Source organism: Allobosea sp. FBZP-16 (assembly GCF_002831785.1).
Lineage (GTDB): Bacteria > Pseudomonadota > Alphaproteobacteria > Rhizobiales > Beijerinckiaceae > Allobosea > Allobosea lupini.
This window is the reverse complement of record NZ_LNCQ01000045.1, coordinates 33,693-53,486: the sequence shown is the minus strand read 5'-3', so window position 1 is coordinate 53,486 and position 19,794 is coordinate 33,693. Positions and strand designations below refer to the sequence as shown.

17 protein-coding genes are annotated in these 19,794 nt (G+C 67.7%); 7 read left to right on the top strand and 10 right to left on the bottom strand.

What is annotated here, in order from left to right; translation table 11 throughout:
- From pyk to CXY91_RS22530, 3 genes are all read right to left on the bottom strand, one after another.
- On the bottom strand, positions 1-1,440 hold the full coding sequence (gene pyk, locus CXY91_RS22540; protein ID WP_091836428.1) for a pyruvate kinase: 1,440 nt from the start codon (positions 1,438-1,440) through the stop codon (positions 1-3).
- Between the two features lie 90 nt (positions 1,441-1,530).
- Positions 1,531-1,968 carry a DUF1036 domain-containing protein gene (locus CXY91_RS22535; RefSeq protein WP_100963525.1) on the bottom strand — a complete coding sequence of 146 codons (438 nt, stop codon included), beginning with the start codon at positions 1,966-1,968 and terminating at the stop codon, positions 1,531-1,533.
- A complete protein-coding gene (locus CXY91_RS22530) occupies positions 1,965-3,284 on the bottom strand; it encodes a glycerate kinase type-2 family protein (RefSeq protein ID WP_465246886.1) in 1,320 nt (439 codons plus the stop codon). Before CXY91_RS22530 ends, CXY91_RS22535 begins: the two co-directional genes overlap by 4 nt.
- Positions 3,285-3,395: 111 nt before the next feature.
- Between CXY91_RS22530 and CXY91_RS22525 the strand changes: the two genes are divergently transcribed.
- Positions 3,396-4,181 (top strand): N-formylglutamate amidohydrolase, encoded by a 786-nt coding sequence (locus CXY91_RS22525; protein WP_100963799.1) that lies wholly within the window; start codon positions 3,396-3,398, stop codon positions 4,179-4,181.
- A gap of 79 nt (positions 4,182-4,260) precedes the next feature.
- Positions 4,261-4,503, top strand: coding sequence for a DUF2312 domain-containing protein (locus CXY91_RS22520; RefSeq protein WP_091836424.1), 243 nt, complete (start codon positions 4,261-4,263; stop codon positions 4,501-4,503).
- A gap of 113 nt (positions 4,504-4,616) precedes the next feature.
- Here CXY91_RS22520 and pcaQ read toward each other — a convergent pair whose 3' ends face one another.
- Positions 4,617-5,567, bottom strand: coding sequence for a pca operon transcription factor PcaQ (gene pcaQ, locus CXY91_RS22515; protein ID WP_248307602.1), 951 nt, complete (start codon positions 5,565-5,567; stop codon positions 4,617-4,619).
- 171 nt (positions 5,568-5,738) lie between these two features.
- Between pcaQ and pcaF the strand changes: the two genes are divergently transcribed.
- From pcaF to CXY91_RS22500, 3 genes are read left to right on the top strand one after another with little or no spacing between them, the layout of a single operon-like run.
- The gene (gene pcaF / locus CXY91_RS22510; RefSeq protein ID WP_100963523.1) at positions 5,739-6,947 is read left to right on the top strand and encodes a 3-oxoadipyl-CoA thiolase; all 1,209 of its coding nucleotides are present in this window, start codon (positions 5,739-5,741) and stop codon (positions 6,945-6,947) included.
- 43 nt (positions 6,948-6,990) lie between these two features.
- Entirely contained in the window at positions 6,991-7,701 is a 711-nt protein-coding gene (locus CXY91_RS22505) for a CoA transferase subunit A (RefSeq protein ID WP_100963521.1), read from the top strand.
- Positions 7,701-8,363, top strand: coding sequence for a 3-oxoacid CoA-transferase subunit B (locus CXY91_RS22500; RefSeq protein WP_091836417.1), 663 nt, complete (start codon positions 7,701-7,703; stop codon positions 8,361-8,363). Before CXY91_RS22505 ends, CXY91_RS22500 begins: the two co-directional genes overlap by 1 nt.
- Positions 8,364-8,468: 105 nt before the next feature.
- On the opposite strand, the gene CXY91_RS22495 is transcribed toward CXY91_RS22500, so the two are convergent.
- The 3 genes from CXY91_RS22495 to CXY91_RS22485 all read right to left on the bottom strand — a co-directional run bounded on the left by CXY91_RS22495 (position 8,469) and on the right by CXY91_RS22485 (position 12,382).
- Complete coding sequence (locus CXY91_RS22495; protein WP_091836415.1) at positions 8,469-9,902, bottom strand: NAD(P)(+) transhydrogenase (Re/Si-specific) subunit beta; 1,434 nt, start codon at positions 9,900-9,902, stop codon at positions 8,469-8,471.
- A 10-nt stretch (positions 9,903-9,912) separates the two neighbouring features.
- Positions 9,913-11,487 (bottom strand): Re/Si-specific NAD(P)(+) transhydrogenase subunit alpha, encoded by a 1,575-nt coding sequence (locus CXY91_RS22490; RefSeq protein ID WP_100963519.1) that lies wholly within the window; start codon positions 11,485-11,487, stop codon positions 9,913-9,915.
- 307 nt (positions 11,488-11,794) lie between these two features.
- Positions 11,795-12,382 carry a nitroreductase family protein gene (locus tag CXY91_RS22485; protein WP_100963517.1) on the bottom strand — a complete coding sequence of 196 codons (588 nt, stop codon included), beginning with the start codon at positions 12,380-12,382 and terminating at the stop codon, positions 11,795-11,797.
- A gap of 187 nt (positions 12,383-12,569) precedes the next feature.
- Between CXY91_RS22485 and CXY91_RS22480 the strand changes: the two genes are divergently transcribed.
- Complete coding sequence (locus CXY91_RS22480; RefSeq protein WP_100963515.1) at positions 12,570-13,550, top strand: LysR family transcriptional regulator; 981 nt, start codon at positions 12,570-12,572, stop codon at positions 13,548-13,550.
- A 78-nt stretch (positions 13,551-13,628) separates the two neighbouring features.
- Positions 13,629-14,237 (top strand): glutathione S-transferase family protein, encoded by a 609-nt coding sequence (locus CXY91_RS22475; RefSeq protein ID WP_100963513.1) that lies wholly within the window; start codon positions 13,629-13,631, stop codon positions 14,235-14,237.
- Positions 14,238-14,250: 13 nt separating this feature from the next.
- On the opposite strand, the gene CXY91_RS30350 is transcribed toward CXY91_RS22475, so the two are convergent.
- The 3 genes from CXY91_RS30350 to CXY91_RS22460 form a co-directional block, all read right to left on the bottom strand.
- Positions 14,251-16,062 (bottom strand): peptidoglycan L,D-endopeptidase MepK, encoded by a 1,812-nt coding sequence (locus CXY91_RS30350; protein WP_248307601.1) that lies wholly within the window; start codon positions 16,060-16,062, stop codon positions 14,251-14,253.
- A 188-nt stretch (positions 16,063-16,250) separates the two neighbouring features.
- On the bottom strand, positions 16,251-18,131 hold the full coding sequence (locus tag CXY91_RS22465) for a L,D-transpeptidase family protein (RefSeq protein ID WP_100963511.1): 1,881 nt from the start codon (positions 18,129-18,131) through the stop codon (positions 16,251-16,253).
- 150 nt (positions 18,132-18,281) lie between these two features.
- Positions 18,282-19,772, bottom strand: a complete 1,491-nt coding sequence (locus CXY91_RS22460) for a sigma-54-dependent transcriptional regulator (RefSeq protein ID WP_100963509.1) — start codon at positions 19,770-19,772, stop codon at positions 18,282-18,284.
- Between the last annotated feature and the right edge of the window lie 22 nt (positions 19,773-19,794).

Here is a 19,794-nt window from a genome sequence, read left to right as displayed (position 1 = left end):
TCACGCCTGCTCGACATGCTCCTTCGCGACGAAGGCGATGCGAACCATGTTGGTCGCGCCCGGCGTGCCGAACGGAACGCCGGCGACGACGATGAGCCGGTCGCCCTCGGCGGCAAAACGCTCGCGCACCGCGAACTTGCAGGCGCGGAAGGCCATGTCGTCGATGTCGCTGGCGTCCTTGGTCACCACGGAGTGGACGCCCCAGACAAGCGTCAGGCGGCGCGCCGTGGCGGCGTTCGGCGTCAGCGCGACGACAGTCGAGTTCGGCCGCTCCCGGGCAATTCGGAGGGCGGTCGAGCCCGAGGAGGTCCAGGCGGCGATCGCCTTGAGATGCAGCGCGTCGGCGATCTCGTGCGCGGCCTTGGCGATGGCGTCGGCGCCGGTCGCCTCCGGCTCGGCCTTCTGCGATTCGAGGATCGAGCGGTAGATCGATTCGCTCTCCACCTCCTCGGCGATGCGGTTCATCATCGCGACCGCCTCGATCGGGTACTGGCCGGCGGCGCTCTCGGCCGAGAGCATGACGGCGTCGGCGCCCTCGAACACCGCTGTCGCGACGTCGGAAACCTCGGCGCGGGTCGGGACCGGCGCGGTGATCATGCTCTCCAGCATCTGGGTCGCGACCACGACCGGCTTGCCCATGCGGCGCGCCATGCGGGTGATGCGCTTCTGGGTGCCCGGCACCTTCTCAATCGGCATCTCGACGCCGAGATCGCCGCGCGCCACCATGATCGCGTCGGAGGCCTCGATGATCTCCTGAAGCCGGAGCACGGCCTGCGGCTTCTCGATCTTGGCAAGCGCCAGCGCCCGGCCCCGGACGATCTTGCGCAGGTCCGCCATATCCTCCGGCCGCTGCACGAAGGAGAGCGCGATCCAGTCGACACCGGCCTCGGCCGCGGCCTCGGCGTCCGAGCGATCCTTGTCGGTCATGGCAGAGACCGGGATCGTGGTGTCGGGCAGGCTGACGCCCTTGCGCGAGGAGAGGCGGCCGCCGACGACGACCTTGGTCACGGCCTGCTTGGGCGAAGCCTTCTCGACGACGAGGCGGATCTTGCCGTCGTCGAGGATAAGGTGATGGCCGGGCTCCAGCGCCGAGAGGATCTCGGGATGCGGCAGGTGCACGCGCTTGGCTGTGCCGGGCGCCGTGTCGGCGTCGAGGATGAAGCGGGCATCCTTCTCCAGCATGACGCCGCCATCGCCGCCGAACTGGCCGACGCGCAGCTTCGGCCCCTGCAGGTCGGCGAGGATGCCGACCGGGCGGCGGAATTCTTTCTCCAGCCCTCGCAGCATCGCGATCCTTGCCGGCAGGTCCTCGCGCTGGGTGTGGCTCATATTGATGCGGAAGACGTCGACGCCGGCCTTGAACAGGGCAGCGCACATCTCCGAGGTGGACGAGGCCGGCCCCAGCGTGGCGATGATCTTGATCCGCCGTTCCCGCCTCATCGCGTCATTCCCCCTTTAAAAGCCTTCTGGGCCGCTTTCGGCAGCCCTCGCCGATTCAACCGATTAGGGCAAGCGATTTGCTGCGCCGCATCACGGGCGCGGCGCCGCGCCTGCCGTGTCGGTGAGCTGGATCGTCCAGCCCTTCTGCTCGCCGGTGTCGACCTCGAAGAAGCCGGAGCGCTCATAGCCGCGCGCCAGGCAGTCCTCGATGCCGCGGATGGTGAATTCCTTATTGCGCGTGCACATGACGGATTTGCCGGTCCATTCGCCGCCCTTGTCGTAGTCGACGGCGTGGACATAGTAGAAACGCGCCGCCAGCGTGCCGCGCAGCAGGGTCTCGCAGGCGCGCGGCGCCAGATTCCACCAGCCTTCGGTGATCCAGCCTTGCGCATCGCGATAGCCGAGGGCGATGCCGACGCGGCTGCCCGTCGTGTTGCACATGCGCAGATCGGCCAGCGCCGGGCTGGCGCCGGCCAGGAGCAGCCCTCCGGCCAGCAAAATCGAACGGTGACGTGCGCTTCTGCTCATGAATCGCTTCTTGGATCGATCAGTATCACGCGGCAATCGTTGACGTTGGTCAGGGTCGGGCCGGTCTGCAACAGGTCGCCGAGAGCCGAGAAGAAACCGGTCGAGTCGTTCTGGGCCAGCGATTGGGCGGGAAAGAGGCCGAGGCTGCGGGCGCGCGCCAGCGTCGTCTCGTCGATGACCGCTCCGGCCGGGTCGGTCGCTTCGCCGCCGCCGCCATCGGTGCCGTCGGTGTCGCCCGAGAGCGCGACGATGCCGGGCTCGCCGGCGAGCGCGATCGCCAGGGCGAGCGCGAATTCCTGGTTCGGCCCGCCACGGCCATTGCCGGCGATGGTGACGGTGAGCTCACCGCCCGAGATCAGCGCGGCGCGGCGGCCGGCGGCCTTGAGTTCCTTCGCACGGGCGGCCTGGGCGGCGGCGACGTCGCGCGCCTCGCCTTCAAGATCGGGGCCGAGATCGATCGGCTCGTAGCCGGCCTCGGCGGCGGCCTTGACGGCTGCGGCGATGGCGTCGGCCGGGCGGGCAACGATGCGGTATTCGCTGCCGGTAAAGGCGGGATCGCCGGGCTTGGGCGTCTCGCTGGCATCGTCGGCGAGCAGCGCCTGCGCCACCGGCGGCAGCGACAGCCCGTAGCGGGCGACGATGGCGCGGGCGTCGGCCATCGTGCTCGGATCGGGCACGGTCGGGCCCGAGGCGATGGCGGCAGGATCGTCATGCGGCACGTCGGAGACGGCGAGGGTGACCAGCTTGCCCGGCGCGGCGGCGAGCGCGAGCCGGCCACCCTTGATGCGCGAGAGACGCTTGCGGACGATGTTCATCTCGCCGATCGGTGCGCCCGAGCGCAGCAGTGCCTTGTTGACCGCCTGCTTCTCGGCGAGAGCGAGCGCGCCGGCGGGCGCGACCCAGTTGGCCGAGCCGCCGCCGGAGAGCAGCACCAGGACGAGATCATCGGCGGTGGCGGACGCAGCGAGTTCGAGCGCCCGCCTCGCGCTGGCGATGCTGCCCTCGTCGGGAACGGGGTGGCCGGCGGCCAGCATCGGGATGTGGCGGGTCTGAGCCTCGTAGCCATGGCGCGCCACGGCATGGCCGAGGAAGCGTTCGGGCGGCAGCTTCAGCGTGTCGAGATAATGCGCCTCCGCCAGTTGCGTCATGCTGCCGGCGGCCTTGCCGGCGGCGAGCAGGATCAGGCGCCCGTCAGGCGGCGGCGGAGGCAGATGCGCGGCGAGCCAGCTGCGCGGATGGGCTCTGTCCACGGCCGCGTCGAAGATCCGGCGGGCGATCCGATGCCGCTCCGCGATTGCGTCCTGCCGCTGCTCCAAGCCGCTTCCTCTTGCGAATCTGCTGTTGGCAATCGACTTTCGTCTCAGCCCCTTCTATGCCGCGTCGGCGTGGGCGTCACCCGCGATTTGATGATGTAGTCCGAGGTCATGATGCGTGCGGACGAGGGCTTGCAGGGCGGTGCTCCGGTGCGGCAACCCGGCGAGGTCGAGGTCATTCCCGGCGATCCGGCGACCGGCATGCTGTTGCTCTGCGACCATGCGACCAACGCGATACCGCCTGAGCTGAACCTGCTCGGCCTGCCGCCACAGCAGCTCGAACGCCATATCGCATACGATATCGGCGCGGCCGAGATGACGCGGGCGATGGCGCAGGCGCTCGGCGCGCCCGCCGTGCTCAGCAATTTCTCGCGCCTGCTTATCGACCCCAATCGCGGCCGCGATGATCCGACGCTGGTGATGCGGATTTCCGACGGCGCGATCGTCCCCGGCAATGCTCGGATCGACGACGCTGGGATCGCCGAACGGATCGCGCGCTACTACGCACCCTATGACGCGGCCATCGATGGCGCGATCGAGTCTGCGATCGCGGCCGGCCAGCCGCCGGCGATCGTCTCGCTGCACTCCTTCACGCCGTTCTGGAAGGGCGTGCCGCGGCCCTGGCATGCCGGCGTGCTCTGGGACAGGGAAGGGCGCCTCGCGCAGGCGCTGATCGCCGCGCTGCAGGCCGAGGGCGACCTGATCGTCGGCGACAACGAACCCTATAATGGCGGCCTGCCGGGCGACACGATCGACCGCCATGCGACGCGCCGGGGCCTCCTCGACGCGCTGATCGAGATCAGGCAGGACCTGATCGGCGAGCCGCATGCGGCCCGCGCGTGGGGTTTGAGGCTGGCGCGGCTTCTGCCGGGAGCGCTGGCTGCGGCACGAGAGATGTGAACACGGCGTCCTTCTCGCTTGACCTTGCCGCCCATCCTTGCGAACCCCTGCGGCCAATTTCCGAAGAAGGGTTTTGAGAATGGACGATCCGGTTGCAGGCGATCAGCTCAAGAGCATCGTGCAGCGCATCGAGCGGCTCGAGGAAGAGAAGAAGACGATCGCCGACGACATCAAGGAGGTCTATGCCGAGGCCAAGGGCAACGGCTACGACGTCAAGGTGCTGCGCAAGGTGATCGCGCTGCGCAAGCGCGACCTCGACGAGCGCAAGGAGGAAGAGGCGATCCTCGACCTCTATCTGCAGGCGGTCGGCGAGAGCGCTTGAGGCGGAGTGCGCGGGTTTTCGCGCGCCAGCCGTGATCAAACCGGAATCGTCTCGACCTCGCGACTGGCGGGCGGGGCAGACGGTTCCGGTCGCCTTGGCGAGCCGGCTCGACCTTAGAGCCCGCCCGAGCGCCAGCCGGCGGCGATCTCTCTCAGCGCCGTGATGAAGATCTGGGCCGACAGGGACAGGACGGCATCGGCGCGCGTCGTCAGGCCGACGGGCCCCAATGTGTCCTCCGTATGAGCCGGCAGCAGAGCGAGCTGGCCGCTGGCGACGTCTTCCGCCACCACGCCTTCGGAAATGAACCAAATCGCATCGGTCTGCCGGAGATAGCCGCGGGCGAAGGCGTCCGAGACGGTCTCGATCACGCCCGAGCGCGGCTGGATCGAATTGGCGATCATATAACGTTCGACCGTCGAGCTGATCACCGATCCAGGCGGTGGCATCAGCAGCTGATAGTCCGCGATCGCGGCAAGGGCGAACGCCTCCGCTTGCAGCAGGGGATGCCCCGGCCTGACGACCAGCCCGATCCGCTCGGAATAGAGGTGCTCGAAGGTGAAGCCCGTCATCGTCTCCGGCGCGGCCATGCGGCCGATGACGAGATCGAGGTCGCCGAGCCGCAGCTGCGCCATGAGCACGTCGTTCGCCCCGGTCACGACCCGTGGTCTCAGACGTTCATAGCGTCGCGTCACATGGGCGATGGCGGCCGGCAGGATCCTGGCCGAGGCCGTCGGCAGCGCCCCGACGGTGAAGGCATGCTCTGGTGATATCTCGTCGCCGCCGACCATGCGCATGCCCTGCTTCAGCGCCGTGACGCTGGCGCTGGCATAGCGCAGGAAGATTTCGCCGGCGCCGGTGAGCAGCATGGTCCGGCGATTGGGCTCGAACAGGGCGGCACCCAGGAGCTCTTCGAGCTCCTGCACGGTCTTGGAGATCGCGGGCTGGCTGACATGGAGCACCGATGCCGCCTTGACGACGCTCTTCAGCCGCGCGACCTCGATGAAGCAACGGAGATGGCGAAACTTGATGCGCCGATCCATTGTCGACAGGAGCGACTCGGCCATATTTCGATAACTTCACGGTTATTATCGTGGGCAGTGATTTCATTTAACATAAGAGTTTGGCTGCTGCATATTCCGCCGCAAGCAAGCGTCGGCAGTCCGGGCGAAAGACAATTTGCATCCGTCGCATCCGGCGGCGAATGACATTCGAGGAAACAGCAAGGGTCCTTCCGCATGAGCGAAGCCTTCATCTGCGCCTATGTCCGCACGCCGATCGGCCGTTTCGGCGGCTCCCTCTCGTCGGTGCGGGCGGACGATCTCGGCGCCGTGCCGCTGAAGGCCCTGATCGAGCGCAATCCGGGCGTCGATTTCGGCGCTGTCGACGACGTGATCTTCGGCTGCGCCAACCAGGCTGGCGAGGACAACCGCAATGTCGCGCGCATGTCGCTGCTGCTCGCCGGCCTGCCCAAGGAGGTGCCGGGCACGACGATGAACCGGCTCTGCGGCTCAGGGATGGATGCGGTCATCGCCGCAGCGCGCGCGATCAAGGCCGGCGAGGCCGAACTGATGATCGCCGGCGGCGTCGAGAGCATGTCGCGGGCGCCGTTCGTGATGCCCAAGGCCGACAGCGCCTTCTCGCGCCATGCCGAGATCCACGACACCACCATCGGCTGGCGCTTCGTCAATCCGCTGATGAAGGCGCAATACGGCATCGATTCCATGCCGGAGACCGGCGAGAACGTCGCGGCCGACTGCAAGATCAGCCGGGCCGACCAGGATGCCTTCGCCCTGCGCTCGCAGCTCAAGGCGGTCGCGGCCCAGCAGAACGGTCGTCTCGGCAAGGAGATCGTTCCGGTCGTCATCCCGCAGCGCAAGGGTGATCCAATCCGCGTCGAGAGCGACGAGCATCCGCGCGGCGACACCACGCTGGAGAAGCTCGCCAAGTTGCCGACCCCCTTCCGGAAGGAAGGCGGCACGGTCACCGCCGGCAACGCCTCGGGTGTCAATGACGGCGCCGCGGCGCTGATCGTCGCCTCGGAGAAGGCAGCGGCGAAGTATGGCCTGACCCCGCTGGCGCGCGTTCTTGGCGGTGCCACCGGCGGCGTCGCGCCGCGCGTGATGGGCCTTGGCCCGATCCCGTCGACGCGCAAGCTCTGCGAGCGGCTGGGCATCAAGCCTGGTGATTTCGACATCGTCGAGCTCAACGAGGCCTTCGCCAGCCAGGGCATTGCCGTGCTGCGTGAGCTCGGCATCGCCGAGGACGGCGCCCATGTGAACCCGAATGGCGGGGCGATCGCGCTCGGCCATCCGCTCGGCATGTCGGGCGCCCGCATCGCCGGCACGGCCGCGCTGGAGCTGTCGCTGACCGGCAAGCGCCGCGCGCTCGCCACCATGTGCATCGGTGTCGGCCAGGGCATCGCCATCGGACTCGAACGCACCTGACGGCAAACTGCCAAGGCTATCACGACAAAGGGAGTGAAACTGAATGACGCAGAAGGTCTATGACAGCCCCGCGGCGGCCCTGGACGGGCTGCTGTTCGACGGGATGACGATCATGTCCGGCGGCTTCGGCCTGTCGGGCAACCCGGAGAGCCTGATCCCGCAGATCCGCGATTCCGGCGTGAAGAACATCACCGTGATCTCGAACAATGCCGGCGCCGACGGCTTCGGCCTGTGGATGCTGCTGCAGACCCGGCAGATCAAGAAGATGATCGCGTCCTATGTCGGCGAGAACAAGCTGTTCGAGCAGCAATATCTCTCCGGCGAGCTCGAACTGGAGCTCAACCCGCAGGGCACGCTGGCAGAACGCATCCGCGCCGGCGGCGCTGGCATCCCGGCCTTCTACACCCGTACCGGCGTCGGCACGGTCGTCGCCGAGGGCAAGCCGGTCGAGGAATTCGAGGGCCAGCTCTATGTACGCGAGACCTGGCTGCGGGCCGATCTCGCCATCGTCAAGGCCTGGAAGGCCGACACGGCCGGCAACCTCGTCTACCGGCGCACCGCGCGCAACTTCAACCCGAACATGGCGACTGCCGGCAAGGTCACTGTCGCCGAGGTCGAGGAGATCGTGCCGGTCGGTTCGCTCGATCCGGAAGCGATCCATACCCCCGGCATCTATGTCGACCGGTTGATCAAGAGCACGATCAACGAGAAGAAGATCGAGAAGCTCACCGAGCGCAAGAGGGAGACCGCCTGATGGCCTGGACCCGTGAACAGGTGGCCGCCCGCGCCGCCAAGGAGCTGCAGGACGGCTTCTACGTCAATCTCGGCATCGGCATCCCGACGCTGGTGGCGAACTACATTCCGGACGGCGTCGACGTCACGCTCCAGTCCGAGAACGGCCTGCTCGGCATCGGTCCCTTCCCCTATGAAGGCGAGGCTGATCCCGACCTGATCAATGCCGGCAAGCAGACGATCACGATCCTGCCGAGCTCGAGCTTCTTCTCCTCGGCCGATAGCTTCGCGATGATCCGCGGCGGCCATATCGACCTGACCATCCTCGGCGCCATGGAAGTGGCTGCCAATGGCGACATCGCCAACTGGACCATTCCCGGCAAGATGGTGAAGGGGATGGGCGGCGCGATGGACCTCGTCGCCGGCGTCAAGAAGGTCATCGTGGTGATGGATCACGCCAACAAGGCGGGCGAATCCAAGGTGCTGGAGCGCTGCTCGCTGCCGCTGACCGGCGCCGGCGTGGTCGACCTGATCATCACCGATCTTTGTGTCATGGCCTGCGACAAGGCCAAGGGTGGCGGGCTGACCCTGATAGAGCTCGCGCCCGACGTCACGCTCGACGAGGTCAAGGCCAAGACGGCCGCGCCGTTCACCGTGGCGCCGGAGCTGGCGAAGGCCGCCTGAACGGCACCTTCGCGCAAGAAGAAGGCCCGCCCGGCGTGCCGGGCGGGCTTTTCTGTTTCTGCCGGGGCGCTCCCGGGTCTGCCGCTCGGCGAACGGCCTGTGCGATCAGGCGATCTTGGGCAGGAGTTCGTCGAGGCTCTTCTTGGCGTCGCCGTAGAACATCCGCGTGTTCTCCTTGTAGAAGAGCGGGTTCTCGATGCCGGAATAGCCCGTACCCTGGCCGCGCTTGGAGACGAAGACCTGCTTCGCTTTCCAGACCTCGAGCACCGGCATGCCGGCGATCGGCGAGTTCGGGTCCTCCTGCGCCGCCGGATTGACGATGTCGTTCGAGCCGATGACGATCGCGACGTCCGTGTTCGGGAAGTCCTCATTGATCTCGTCCATCTCCAGGACGATGTCATAGGGCACCTTCGCCTCGGCGAGCAGTACGTTCATATGGCCCGGCAGACGCCCGGCCACCGGGTGGATGGCGAAGCGCACCTCCTTGCCGGCGGCGCGCAGCTTGCGGGTCAGTTCCGACACCGATTGCTGCGCCTGCGCCACCGCCATGCCGTAGCCCGGCACGATGATGACGCTGTCGGCGTCGTTCAGCGCGGTGGCGACGCCGTCGACGTCGATCGCGATCTGCTCGCCCTCGATCGCCTGCGCCGGTCCGGTGGTGTTGCCGAAGCCGCCGAGGATGACCGAGATGAAGGAGCGGTTCATCGCCTTGCACATGATGTAGCTGAGGATCGCGCCTGACGAACCCACCAGCGCGCCGACCACGATCAGCAGGTCGTTGCCGAGCGTGAAGCCGATCGCCGCCGCGGCCCAGCCGGAATAGCTGTTCAGCATCGAGACCACGACCGGCATGTCGGCGCCGCCGATGCCCATGATCAGGTGGTAGCCGATGAAGAAGGCGAGGAGCGTCATCAGGAAGAGGGCCCAGAAGCCGGCTCCCTGCACGTAGAGGATCAGCAGCAGCAGCGAGAGCGCAGCGGCGCCGGCGTTGAGCATATGGCCACCGGGCAGCTTCTTGGCCTTGCCGTCGACCTTTCCGGCGAGCTTGCCGAAGGCGATGATCGAGCCGGTGAAGGTGACCGCGCCGATGAAGACGCCGAGGAAGACCTCGACCTTCAGGATCGAGATCTCGACCCCGGTCTTGTGCGCCAGCACGCCGGCAAAGCCGGTCAGCGCCTCGCGGGCCACCGCATCGAGCTTCATCACCGAGGCGAGCTCGATATGGGCGTTGAAGCCGATGAGGACGGCGGCCAGGCCGACGAAGGAGTGCAGAGCCGCGACCAGTTGCGGCATTTCCGTCATCTGCACCTTCATCGCCACCTGCCAGCCGATGGCGGCCGCGATGGCGAACATGACGATGACGAGCCAGAGCTTGCCGCTGCCCGGCCCGAAGACCGTGGCGATGACGGCGAGCGCCATGCCGACGATGCCGTACCAGACCGCGCGCTTGGCGCTTTCCTGGTTCGAGAGGCCGCCGAGGGAGAGGATGAACAGGATGGCGGCGGAGATGTAGGCCGCAGAAACGATACCGATGCTCACTGCGGCCCCCTCAGGACTTCTGGAACATGGCGAGCATCCGGCGCGTGACCAGGAAGCCGCCGACGATGTTGATGGAGGCGATCAGCACCGAGATCATCGCCAGGAAGGTGACGAGCCAGCTGGACGAGCCGATCTGCAGCAAGGCACCGAGCACGATGATGCCGGAGATCGCGTTGGTGACGGCCATCAGCGGCGTGTGCAGCGAATGCGACACGTTCCAGATCACCTGGAAGCCGACGAAGCAGGCGAGGGCGAAGACGATGAAATGGCTCATGAAGCTCACCGGCGCATAGGCGCCGACGATCAGCATCAGCACGGTGCCGACGCCGAGCAGCATCAGCTGCGACTGGGTCTGCGCCTTGAAGGCGGCGGCTTCCTTGGCCCGCTTCTCCTCCGGGGTCAGCTCCTTGGCCTTCTCCTTAGGCTTCTGGGCCGCGATCGCGGCGACCTTGGGCGGCGGCGGCGGGAAGGTGATGGTGCCTTCGAAGGTCACCGTCGCGCCGCGGATGACGTCGTCCTCCATGTTGTGGACGGGCTTGCCGTCCTTGGCCGGCGTCAGGTCCGTCATCATGTGGCGGATGTTCGTGGCGTAGAGCGTAGAGGACTGCGCCGCCATCCGGCTCGGGAAGTCGGTGTAGCCGACGATCGTGACGCCGTTCGGCGTGACGATCTTCTCGTCCGGCTTGGTCAGTTCGCAATTGCCGCCACGCTCGGCGGCGAGATCGACGATGACCGAGCCGGGCTTCATCGCCTCGACCATGTCGGCGGTCCATAGCACCGGCGCATCGCGGCCGGGGATCAGCGCCGTGGTGATGACGATGTCGATCTGGGGAGCGAGCTCGCGGAACTTCTTGAGCTGGGCCTCCCTGAACTCGGGGCTGGAGGGCGCGGCATAGCCGCCGGTCGCGGCGCCGTCCTGCTGCTGCCCCTTGAAGTCGAGATAGACGAACTCAGCGCCCATCGATTCGATCTGCTCGGCGACTTCCGGGCGGACGTCGAAGGCATAGGTGATGGCGCCGAGGGAGGTCGCGGTGCCGATGGCGGCAAGACCCGCAACGCCCGCACCGACCACCAGCACCTTGGCCGGCGGCACCTTGCCGGCGGCCGTGATCTGGCCGGTGAAGAAGCGGCCGAAATTGTTGCCGGCCTCGATCACGGCGCGATAGCCGGCGATGTTGGCCATGGACGAGAGCGCGTCCATCTTCTGGGCGCGCGAGATGCGCGGTACCATGTCCATGGCGATGACGTTGGCGTCCTTGCCCTTGCAGAACTCCAGCAGCTCCTTGTTCTGCGCCGGATAGAAGAACGAGATCAGCGTCTTGCCGGCCTTGAGCCGCTCGGCTTCCGCGGTCTCGGGCGGGCGCACCTTGGCGATGATGTCGGCCTCGTCCCAGAGCGCCGCGGCGCTCTCGACCACCGTCACACCGGCGGCCCGGTAGGCGTCATCGGTGAAGCCGGCGGCGAGACCCGCTCCGGTCTCGATGAGGCAGTCGTAGCCAAGCTTCTGCAGTTGCTGCGCGCTGTCGGGCGTCATGGCGACGCGCGCCTCACCCGCGAAGAGTTCCTTAGGCGAACCGATCTTCACTACGCTCCCCCTCCTGCTGTGAGCCCGGCCGTTCAGCCTGGCGAGCCACTGCGAAACCTGCAGACATTTCTCTATGGCATCCGACAGGAGCGGCGTCTTTGCAAGCGCTGAGGCGCGCGCCGGACAGATCGAGCCGGCGGGGCGGCGGGCTCGTGACCAGCGCCGGGGACCTCATCCCAGGCGAAGCAGCCCTATTTGGACCGGATTCGGTGTGCGTCGCACAAAAACGCCGCCCGGAGGATGCTCCCCGGGCGGCGCTTTATTCTTCGAGGTGTTGCTTCAGGCAATCAGCCCGAGCTGCCCCCGATCAACGATGGGTGCGGAACCGGACCTCGTCGTCGATGAAGGTCTTCTCGCCAAAGGGCGCCTCGTTGGAGCCGAACGGCATCTGCGCGGTGAGCTTCCAGGACGCAGGAATGTTCCAGGTCTTGGCGACCTCGGCATCGACCAGCGGATGATAGTGCTGGAGGCTCGCGCCGATGCCGGCATCGGCAAGTGCAGTCCACACCGCCAGCTGCGCCATGCCGGTCGAATGCTCCGACCAGATCGGGAAATTGTGCGCATAGAGCGGGAAATTGGCCTGGAGAGCCTTTACCGGCTCCTGGTCCTCGAAGAACAGCACGGTACCCGCGCCGCTGGCGAAGCCCTCGAGCTTCTTGGCTGTCCCGGCGAAGTCGGCAGCCGGCACGATCGCCTGAAGCGCCTCCTTGGCGATGCTCCAGAACTTGTCGCTTTCCCGACCGAACAGGATGACGGCGCGCGAGCTCTGCGAATTGAAGCTGGAGGGCGAGAGGCGGATCGCTTCCCGGATCAGGGCATCGACCTGCGTTTCGGAGATCGGCAGATTCTTGCCGAGGGCATATTGCGTACGGCGCTTCTTGAGCTTGTCGAGCATGGCTTCCTCATCTGTAACGCTGGCAGGCCGATGAAACGGGGCTGTTTGTCTCGGAGCGCGCCTCTAGGCGGCCTTCCTGCGAAAGCGGGATTTGATGAGGAAGAGGTAGCGGTTCACCTGGCGCACCAGAATGCCCATATTGGGCACCAATCTGTTGCTCATCCAGGAACGCTGTCAGGAACGCGTCATGTCCGAGATCGACGATATCAGGAGCTTCGTCGCCGTAGTCGACGCCGGCGGCTTCGGCCGAGCCGCGCATAGCCTCGGCCTGGCGAAATCGATCGTCAGCCGCCGCATCGCCCGCCTCGAGGCCGATCTCGGCACGCGGTTGCTCAGCCGCACGACCCGCGGCGTCGCCGCCACCGAGGCGGGACTGGAGTTCAAGGCGCGCGGCGAGCGCATCCTGTCGGAGCTCGCCGAGGCGCGCGAGGCGATGGCGCAGCAATCCGAGGGTGTCGCCGGACGCCTGAGGCTGTCGATGCCGCTCTCCTTCGGCTATCGCCATCTGGCGCCGGTGCTGGCGGAGCTCGCGGAGCGCCACCCCCGGCTGGAACTCGATGTCGAAGCCAGCGATCGCCAGGTCGATCTGATCGGCGAGCGCTTCGATGCCGCGATCCGGATCGGCTCACTCAAGGATTCCAGCCTGGTGGCGCGGCGCATCGCACCGGTGAAGGCGGCGGTGCTGGGCAGCCCGGACTATTTCGCCCACTACGGCCGGCCGGAGACGCCGCTCGACCTCGCCCGGCACGAATGCCTGGTCTATTCGGGCAACAGCGGGGTCGACTGGGGCTTCCGCATGGGCCGGCGCTGGGTTTCCGTGCGCCCATCCGGGCGGTTGCGCTCGGACAATGGCGATACGCTGCTGCGCTGGGCCGAGGCGGGGCTCGGCATCGTCGTGTTGCCGACCTTCATCGTCAGCGATGCGATTCGCGCCGGGACCGTCGAGCACATCCTCTGGCGCTATCCGATGCGGGAGAGCGCACTGCATGTCGTGCGTCCGCCGGGGCCTTACGTGCCCGGCAAGGTGCGGGTGCTGATCGATCTGATGCTCGAGCGCTTCGGCAACACGCCGGCCTGGGATCCCTGCCAGGCGGCCGTTCAGGCGAAGATCGCGGCCGGCGAGCTGGCGCCCGAGGACTATCCCGCCGACGAGCATCAAATGGCGTGAAGTTGCGCTTCACCCGAATTCGCGTGGCAAGGCGTGCGCAAGCGGCCAGTGTTCCGACCACGACAACGGGAGATCGCGATGCTGCTGGTTGGAATGCTCGATAGCCCCTATGTGCGGCGCGCCGCCATCACCGGGACCTTGCTCGGCCTCGAATTCGAGCATCGCTCGGTCTCGGTGTTCCGGCACATGCCGGAGTTCCGCAAGATCAACCCGCTGATCAAGGCGCCAAGCCTGGTCGCCGATGACGGCACGGTGCTCAGCGAATCCCTGCTGATCATCCAGCATTTCGAGGACGTCGCTGGCCGTTCCCTACGGCCGACGGACAAGGCTGTGCGGGTCAGGGACCTGAGCCTGACCGGCATCGGCATCGTCGCGGCGGACAAGGCGGTCTCGGTCGAATACGAGCGCAAGCGGCCGGAGGAGAAGCGCTACGACAACTGGCAGGAGCGCATCCTGGCGCAGCTCCACACCGCGCTCGACCTGCTCGACCAGGCGGCGGAGCGTGGCGAGATCGGCGCCGGCCCTGAGCTGCGGCCGGGCGACATCGCTGCCGCGATCGCCTGGGGGTTCTGCCGTTTCGTTATCCCGGAATTCGTCGAAGAAAAGCGCTGGCCGGCGCTGGCGCGCCAGGCAGCGGCCTGCGAGGCGCTTCCGGTGTTCAAGGCCTGGCCTATCGACAAGGAATAGTCTGGGGACTCGCTCAGTTCTGGACGAAGGTCGTCGGCAGCGCCTTGACCGCCGGCCCGCTGAAGCCGCTGGTGCCGACATCGCTGGGCTCGGCGGCCGAGAAGCCGAGCGAGGCGGCGGGGCTCGCGCCGGCGACCCAGCCCTTGGCCTGAGCCTCCGAGCCAGCCTTCGCCTTGGCGGTCGCGACGGTGGCGCGCCGTGCCGGAGGTGCCTCCGGCGCCGAGACGGCGGCGAAGAGCGAGTCGAGGCCGGCCCGGTCGGCGTTGTATTCCGCAGCGATCGGAGTGCTGCGCGGCCGCGCAGCGACCTGCGTCGTGCTGGCCTGCTCCGGCGCGGCGCCGGGCGGGCGCGGCCGGATCGGCGGCATCGGATGATTGATCGGGACCAGCTTGGCGCCGGCGGGAATGGCGGAAACGGTGTCCTCGGCGTCGTCGCTCAGACGCAGCCCCTCGGTCGACAGGCTTGCCAGCGCGACCGGGCGCGACGGCGGCAGCGGGGCCGAGACGGCCTTGCCGGTCAGGATAGTCTCCAGCGACGGGCCGGGCAGGTCGGTCGGCCTACGCGGCGGCAGCGAGGCGAGGATGAGCTTCTGCTCGGAAGCGGGCAGCGGCAGGGCCGTGGCCTCCGCCGCCAGGGCGGCGAGCTGCGGCGAGCCGGCCGGTGGATTCGGCACGGGCGGCGTCAGGCCACTCGGGCGCGCCACAGGAAGTGCGGTCGCGATCGGGCTCGGCTTCGACGGCTCGGGCGGCGCAACCTGGGCAGGAGCCAGGGCGGCGACCTGCGTCTCCTCCGGCGGCGGCGCGGTGGTGGTCGTTGCGCGATTCGACCGCTCGCGCAGCACGGAACGGCCGCTCGGCTCGGGCTGGGCCGGCTGCGCATTGAACACGGCGAAGCGGCCGCCATCGCCGCTGTTGCTGTCGCCGGCATAAGCCATGACGGTCGGCTGCGGCGTCGGCGCGCGACGGGCTGCGGCCGTACGGCCACGGGTCGGGCGGGCGTCGGCCTCCTCGTCGTCGCCGCCGAACAGCGCCGCCCAGAAGCTCTTGCCGCCGCCGCCGGACGCCATGATCGCGCCCTCGTCGTAGTCCCCGGCGCCATAGCCCATCACCGAGCCGCCGCTGGAGAGGATCGCAGCTTTAGCGACCTCGTAGCCCGCGAGCGGCTTGCCGTCGGCAGGCAGATGCACGGTCTGTTCATCGGGGAAGAGGCGTACGAGCTGGTCGCGGGTCATGCGCGGCCAGGAGCGGACCGAGCCGGCGTCGAGATGGACGAAAGGGGTGTGCGCGCCGGGATAGAAGCCGACGCCGCCGCGCTGCATCCGCATCGCGACCTCGCGCATGCGGGCTGTCGGGGTGTCGGGCAGGTAGAAGTCCATCGCCTTGCCGAGCATATGCTGGCTGTGCTTGGCGACGCCGCGCGAGCGCCGGCGCAGCATCGAGTTGGTGCCGGGTGAGCGATAGGCGGAGACGACGTGGAAGGGCTGGTCGGAGCCGACCTTGCGATGGACCTCCCAGGCGATGTCGAACAGGCGCGGGTCCATGCGGATCGGCTCGTCGATGCGCCAGTCGCGCAGCGCCCAGTTGAGCTTCTCCAACCCCGCTGAGTCGTAGCGGCCGTCACGCTTGAAGGTGACGGTCGTCTCCTCCTTGGTGTGCATGTGCTTGATCGTGATCGTGCGGGTGTCGCCGTTGGCGACGGCGTTCTGCGTGCCGCGCACGCCAAGCACCAGGAAGCTTGCGCTCGTAGCGAGCAGAAAGCCGGCGCGGGCGCTTAACCGCAAAAACTGCGGCAGCCGTGCTGCGATCTCGGCTTTCGACCTGCTCACTCTGCCAGACCCGTCTCGAAGCACCCGGCGAACCGGAGCGATAAACGTGAAGGAACAGTTGCCGAGAAGGCTTAACGGGAGGTTACCGGCGAGACAACTCCCCGCCGGAATCCGGCAAGCAAGATTGCTCGCTACCGGCAGATCATGGCGAAACCGTGCCGAATGGGACTTTTTCCAGGCCGGAACCGTCAGGAACGTTGCTCGAGGGCGTTCCTGACCAGCCTGTGGAAGCCGTAGATATCGTCGAAGGTGGTGATGGCACCGGCTGCGTCGACGACGATCGTCTCATAGACGAGATGAATCTGTAGGGGCTGCGGCAGCTTGATGGTGCGCTCGCCCGAGCCAATCAGCCGCTTCAGCCGCTCGCTCGTCCATTCCGGCCCGAGCACCTGGTCGGCGAGGGCGAACGGGTTCTCGACGCGCACGCAGCCATGGCTGAAGGCGCGCTTGCCGGCGCTGAACAGGCCGCGATTGGGCGTGTCGTGCAGGTAGACTGCATGGTCGTTCGGGAACATGAACTTGATCCAGCCGAGCGCGTTGCGCTCGCCCGGTGGCTGGCGCACCGAGATGCTGCCGTTCTTGCCCCGCGTCACGACATAGCCGCGCCTGGCGGCATAGTTCGGATCGTTGGCGAGCCCGGGCAGGAACTCCTTCTTCAGGATCGAGGGCGGCACGTACCAAGACGGGTTGACGACGACGTGCTCCATCCGGTGCGAGAACACCGGCGTCGCCGATTCCGGCTTGCCGACGATCACGCGCGACTCATAGGCGAGCTTGTCGCCGTGCATCACGCGCATCCGGTATTCGGGGATGTTCACGACGATGCGGTTCTCGCCGACATCGCTCGGCAGCCAGCGCCACCGCTCCATCTGGGCGATGATGTCGTTCTCCAGCCGGGTCGAGCGCGGCATGGCGAGGGCGGCGACGGTCTGGTCGCTGAGCACGCCGTCGGCGCGCAGCCCCGCCTGCTTCTGGAAGTCGGCCAGAGCCAGCGCGGTCGAGCGGTCGTAGACCGGCTCCTCGCTGCTGCCGAGGCCGAGCCGGGCGCGGACCAGCGGAACGCGCTCGTCACGCATGCCGACCCTGAGCGCAGGGCCGGCCGGGATGCGGGCGACCGGCGTCTCGGGCTTGTGAGCGCGCAGCTCGGCGAGCTTGGCCTTCAGGTGCTGATAGCCGGCATGCTGGGGATTATAGGCGGCGAGAACCGCGCCGGCATCGGCCGCACCGGCGAGCTCGGACAGGACCTCGGTCGCTGACGGCAATTCGAGCTTCGGCGTGATCAGCTTCGATAGACGGCGCGGGTCGAGACGGCCGCCGCGGGCGTCACGGGCATAGAGCACGGCGAGCGCCGAGAGCCGGATATCGGCCGCGGCGAGGCTGTCCTTGTCGCTGCCCTCGAAGACCGGCAGCAGATAGTCGCCGGCGCGCAGGCCGTCATCGCCGGCGCGGCCGAGCTGCGCGACGATCTGCTTGCCGGAGGCACCGAAATCCTTGCCGTCGATCCAGAACGGGCGGTTCTCGTTGGCGGTATAAGCGGCGACGATGTCGGCCCGCTCGCGAGCGGACAGGCGGGGCAGGGCGGCTGCGATCTCGACTTGGGCCGCGATCCGGCCGGAGAGTTCGAGCCCGGGCGGCATCGTGACCGCGACGTCGGGAAGAGGCGGCAGGTCGATCTGTGCGGGCTTTGCCAGTTGCGGCTGCGGCGCGGGTTCAGCCGGCTTCACCAGAGCCGGATCGACCGGCGGCATCTCCGGCTCGGGCAGATCGAGCTCAAGCTCGGCCGGGCTGTGGTCGGGCCTGGTCGAGAGCGCGCCGGTGACGATCTCCCTGGTCTCTGCCGCTTCGGCCGACTGCAGGCCGGCGGACGGGCGCAGGTCGAGCGTCACCTCCGCCGGGGTGGGGATGTCGAGCTGTCGCGGCTCGGCGTCGGTCCTGAGAATGACCAGAGCGGGCTGTTCAGGCAGTGGCTGACCGATCCCGCTTGCCTCCTGCGCTGTTGCGGCAGCGAGCGCGAACGAAAGGCCGAGAGCGGCGGCTGAGACGGTTTCCGCCAGGCGGCGAAGGCGCATCGATAAACTTCCCCGGTCCCTGGCCGATCCACGCCGATAACTGCGTGACTCGGCCTGTTTCGACAAGATGCCGCCCTGCAACAGCGGCCGATATTCGCCCTCTGCAACCCGTCCCCTGTGGGCTGCAGAACGCGTTTCGATTCGCGCGGATCAGGCGGCGTCGGCGCCGTCGGCGGCGTCCTCGCCTTCGATCAGCCCATAGTCCTTGAGCTTGCGGTAAAGCGTCGAGCGGCCGATACCGAGCTTGCGCGAGACCTCGGACATGTGCCCGCGATAATGGGCGAGCGCGAACTTGATGATCTCGCGCTCCAGCTCGTCGAGCGTGCGCATGTCTGAGCCGGCGACGAGGTCGAGCGCGTTGGGATCGCGGACCGGCACCTGAATGACGCGCGGCGGCGCCTCGCCACGCGGCTCGCTGGCAATGGAGGCCGGCGCCGGCGGAATGCGCACGTCGAAGCCATCCATCTGCGCGGCGATCTGCGGGAACTCGGCGATGGTCAGCTCGTCGCCATCGGAGAGCACGACGGCGCGGAACATCGCGTTCTCGAGCTGGCGGACGTTGCCGGGCCAGTCATAGTCGGCGAGCAGCGAGAGCGCCTCGGCGCTGATACCCCGCAGCTTACGGCCCTCTTCGGCGGCGAAGCGGGCGAGGAAGCCGCGAGCGAGGTCGGCGACGTCCTCCCGGCGCCGACGTAAGGGGGGCAAGGTGATCGGGAAGACATTGAGGCGGTAATACAGGTCCTCGCGGAACTCGCCGCGCTTGACCTGCTCGAGCAGGCTCTTGTTGGTCGCCGAGATGACGCGGATGTCGACGCGCACCGACTTCTTGCCGCCAACCGGATCGACCTCGCTCTCCTGGATGGCGCGCAGCAGCTTGACCTGCGCATCGAGCGGCAGTTCGCCGACCTCGTCAAGGAAAAGCGTGCCGCCATTGGCCTCGACGAACTTGCCGATATGACGCTCGGTCGCGCCGGTGAAGGCGCCCTTCTCATGGCCGAACAGGATGGATTCGACGAGATTGTGCGGGATCGCGCCGCAATTGACGGTGACGAAGGGCTTGCCGCGGCGGTCGCTGGAGCCCTGGATGGCGCGGGCCAGCACCTCCTTGCCGACGCCGGACTCGCCCTCGATCAGGATCGGGATGTTGGAGCGGGCGGCGCGTTCGGCGAGCTGGACGACGCGGCCCATGTCCTGGCTCTTGCTGGCGAGATCGCGAAAGCCGAGCTGGCCGGAGGCTCGCCGCTTCATGTAGCGGATTTCGTGCTCGAGAGCGCCGAGCTTCAGCGCGTTCTTGAGCGAGACCTGCAGGCGCTCGGCGCCGGCCGGCTTGACCACGAAATCGACGGCGCCGGCGCGCATCGCCGAGACGACGGTCTCGATCGAGCCGTTGGCGGTCTGCACGATCACCGGAACCTCGCTGCCGCGCTCGCGCAGCGCCGCGAGCACGCCCATGCCATCGAGGCCGGGCATGACGAGATCGAGGATCAGGCAGTCGATACGGCGCGATTCGTCGACGAGAACCGCCAGAGCCTGCTCGCCGCCCTCCGCCAGTGCGACCTCGTAACCGAAGCGCTTCAGCATCGCGTCGAGGAGCCGGCGCTGGACGGGATCGTCGTCGACGACCAGGATGGTTGCGGACATGAAACCTCGATAGGCCAGGCAA

Coding starts and splice junctions, on each gene's coding strand:
- CXY91_RS22465 (WP_100963511.1), bottom strand. CDS start 18,131: ATGCGCCTTCGCCGCCTGGCGGAAACCGTCTCAGCCGCCGCTCTCGGC.
- CXY91_RS22505 (WP_100963521.1), top strand. CDS start 6,991: ATGACGCAGAAGGTCTATGACAGCCCCGCGGCGGCCCTGGACGGGCTG.
- pyk (WP_091836428.1), bottom strand. CDS start 1,440: ATGAGGCGGGAACGGCGGATCAAGATCATCGCCACGCTGGGGCCGGCC.
- CXY91_RS22485 (WP_100963517.1), bottom strand. CDS start 12,382: ATGCTCGACAAGCTCAAGAAGCGCCGTACGCAATATGCCCTCGGCAAG.
- CXY91_RS22460 (WP_100963509.1), bottom strand. CDS start 19,772: ATGTCCGCAACCATCCTGGTCGTCGACGACGATCCCGTCCAGCGCCGG.
- CXY91_RS22525 (WP_100963799.1), top strand. CDS start 3,396: ATGCGTGCGGACGAGGGCTTGCAGGGCGGTGCTCCGGTGCGGCAACCC.
- CXY91_RS22520 (WP_091836424.1), top strand. CDS start 4,261: ATGGACGATCCGGTTGCAGGCGATCAGCTCAAGAGCATCGTGCAGCGC.
- CXY91_RS22535 (WP_100963525.1), bottom strand. CDS start 1,968: ATGAGCAGAAGCGCACGTCACCGTTCGATTTTGCTGGCCGGAGGGCTG.
- CXY91_RS22480 (WP_100963515.1), top strand. CDS start 12,570: ATGTCCGAGATCGACGATATCAGGAGCTTCGTCGCCGTAGTCGACGCC.
- CXY91_RS22475 (WP_100963513.1), top strand. CDS start 13,629: ATGCTGCTGGTTGGAATGCTCGATAGCCCCTATGTGCGGCGCGCCGCC.
- pcaQ (WP_248307602.1), bottom strand. CDS start 5,567: ATGGCCGAGTCGCTCCTGTCGACAATGGATCGGCGCATCAAGTTTCGC.
- CXY91_RS22500 (WP_091836417.1), top strand. CDS start 7,701: ATGGCCTGGACCCGTGAACAGGTGGCCGCCCGCGCCGCCAAGGAGCTG.
- pcaF (WP_100963523.1), top strand. CDS start 5,739: ATGAGCGAAGCCTTCATCTGCGCCTATGTCCGCACGCCGATCGGCCGT.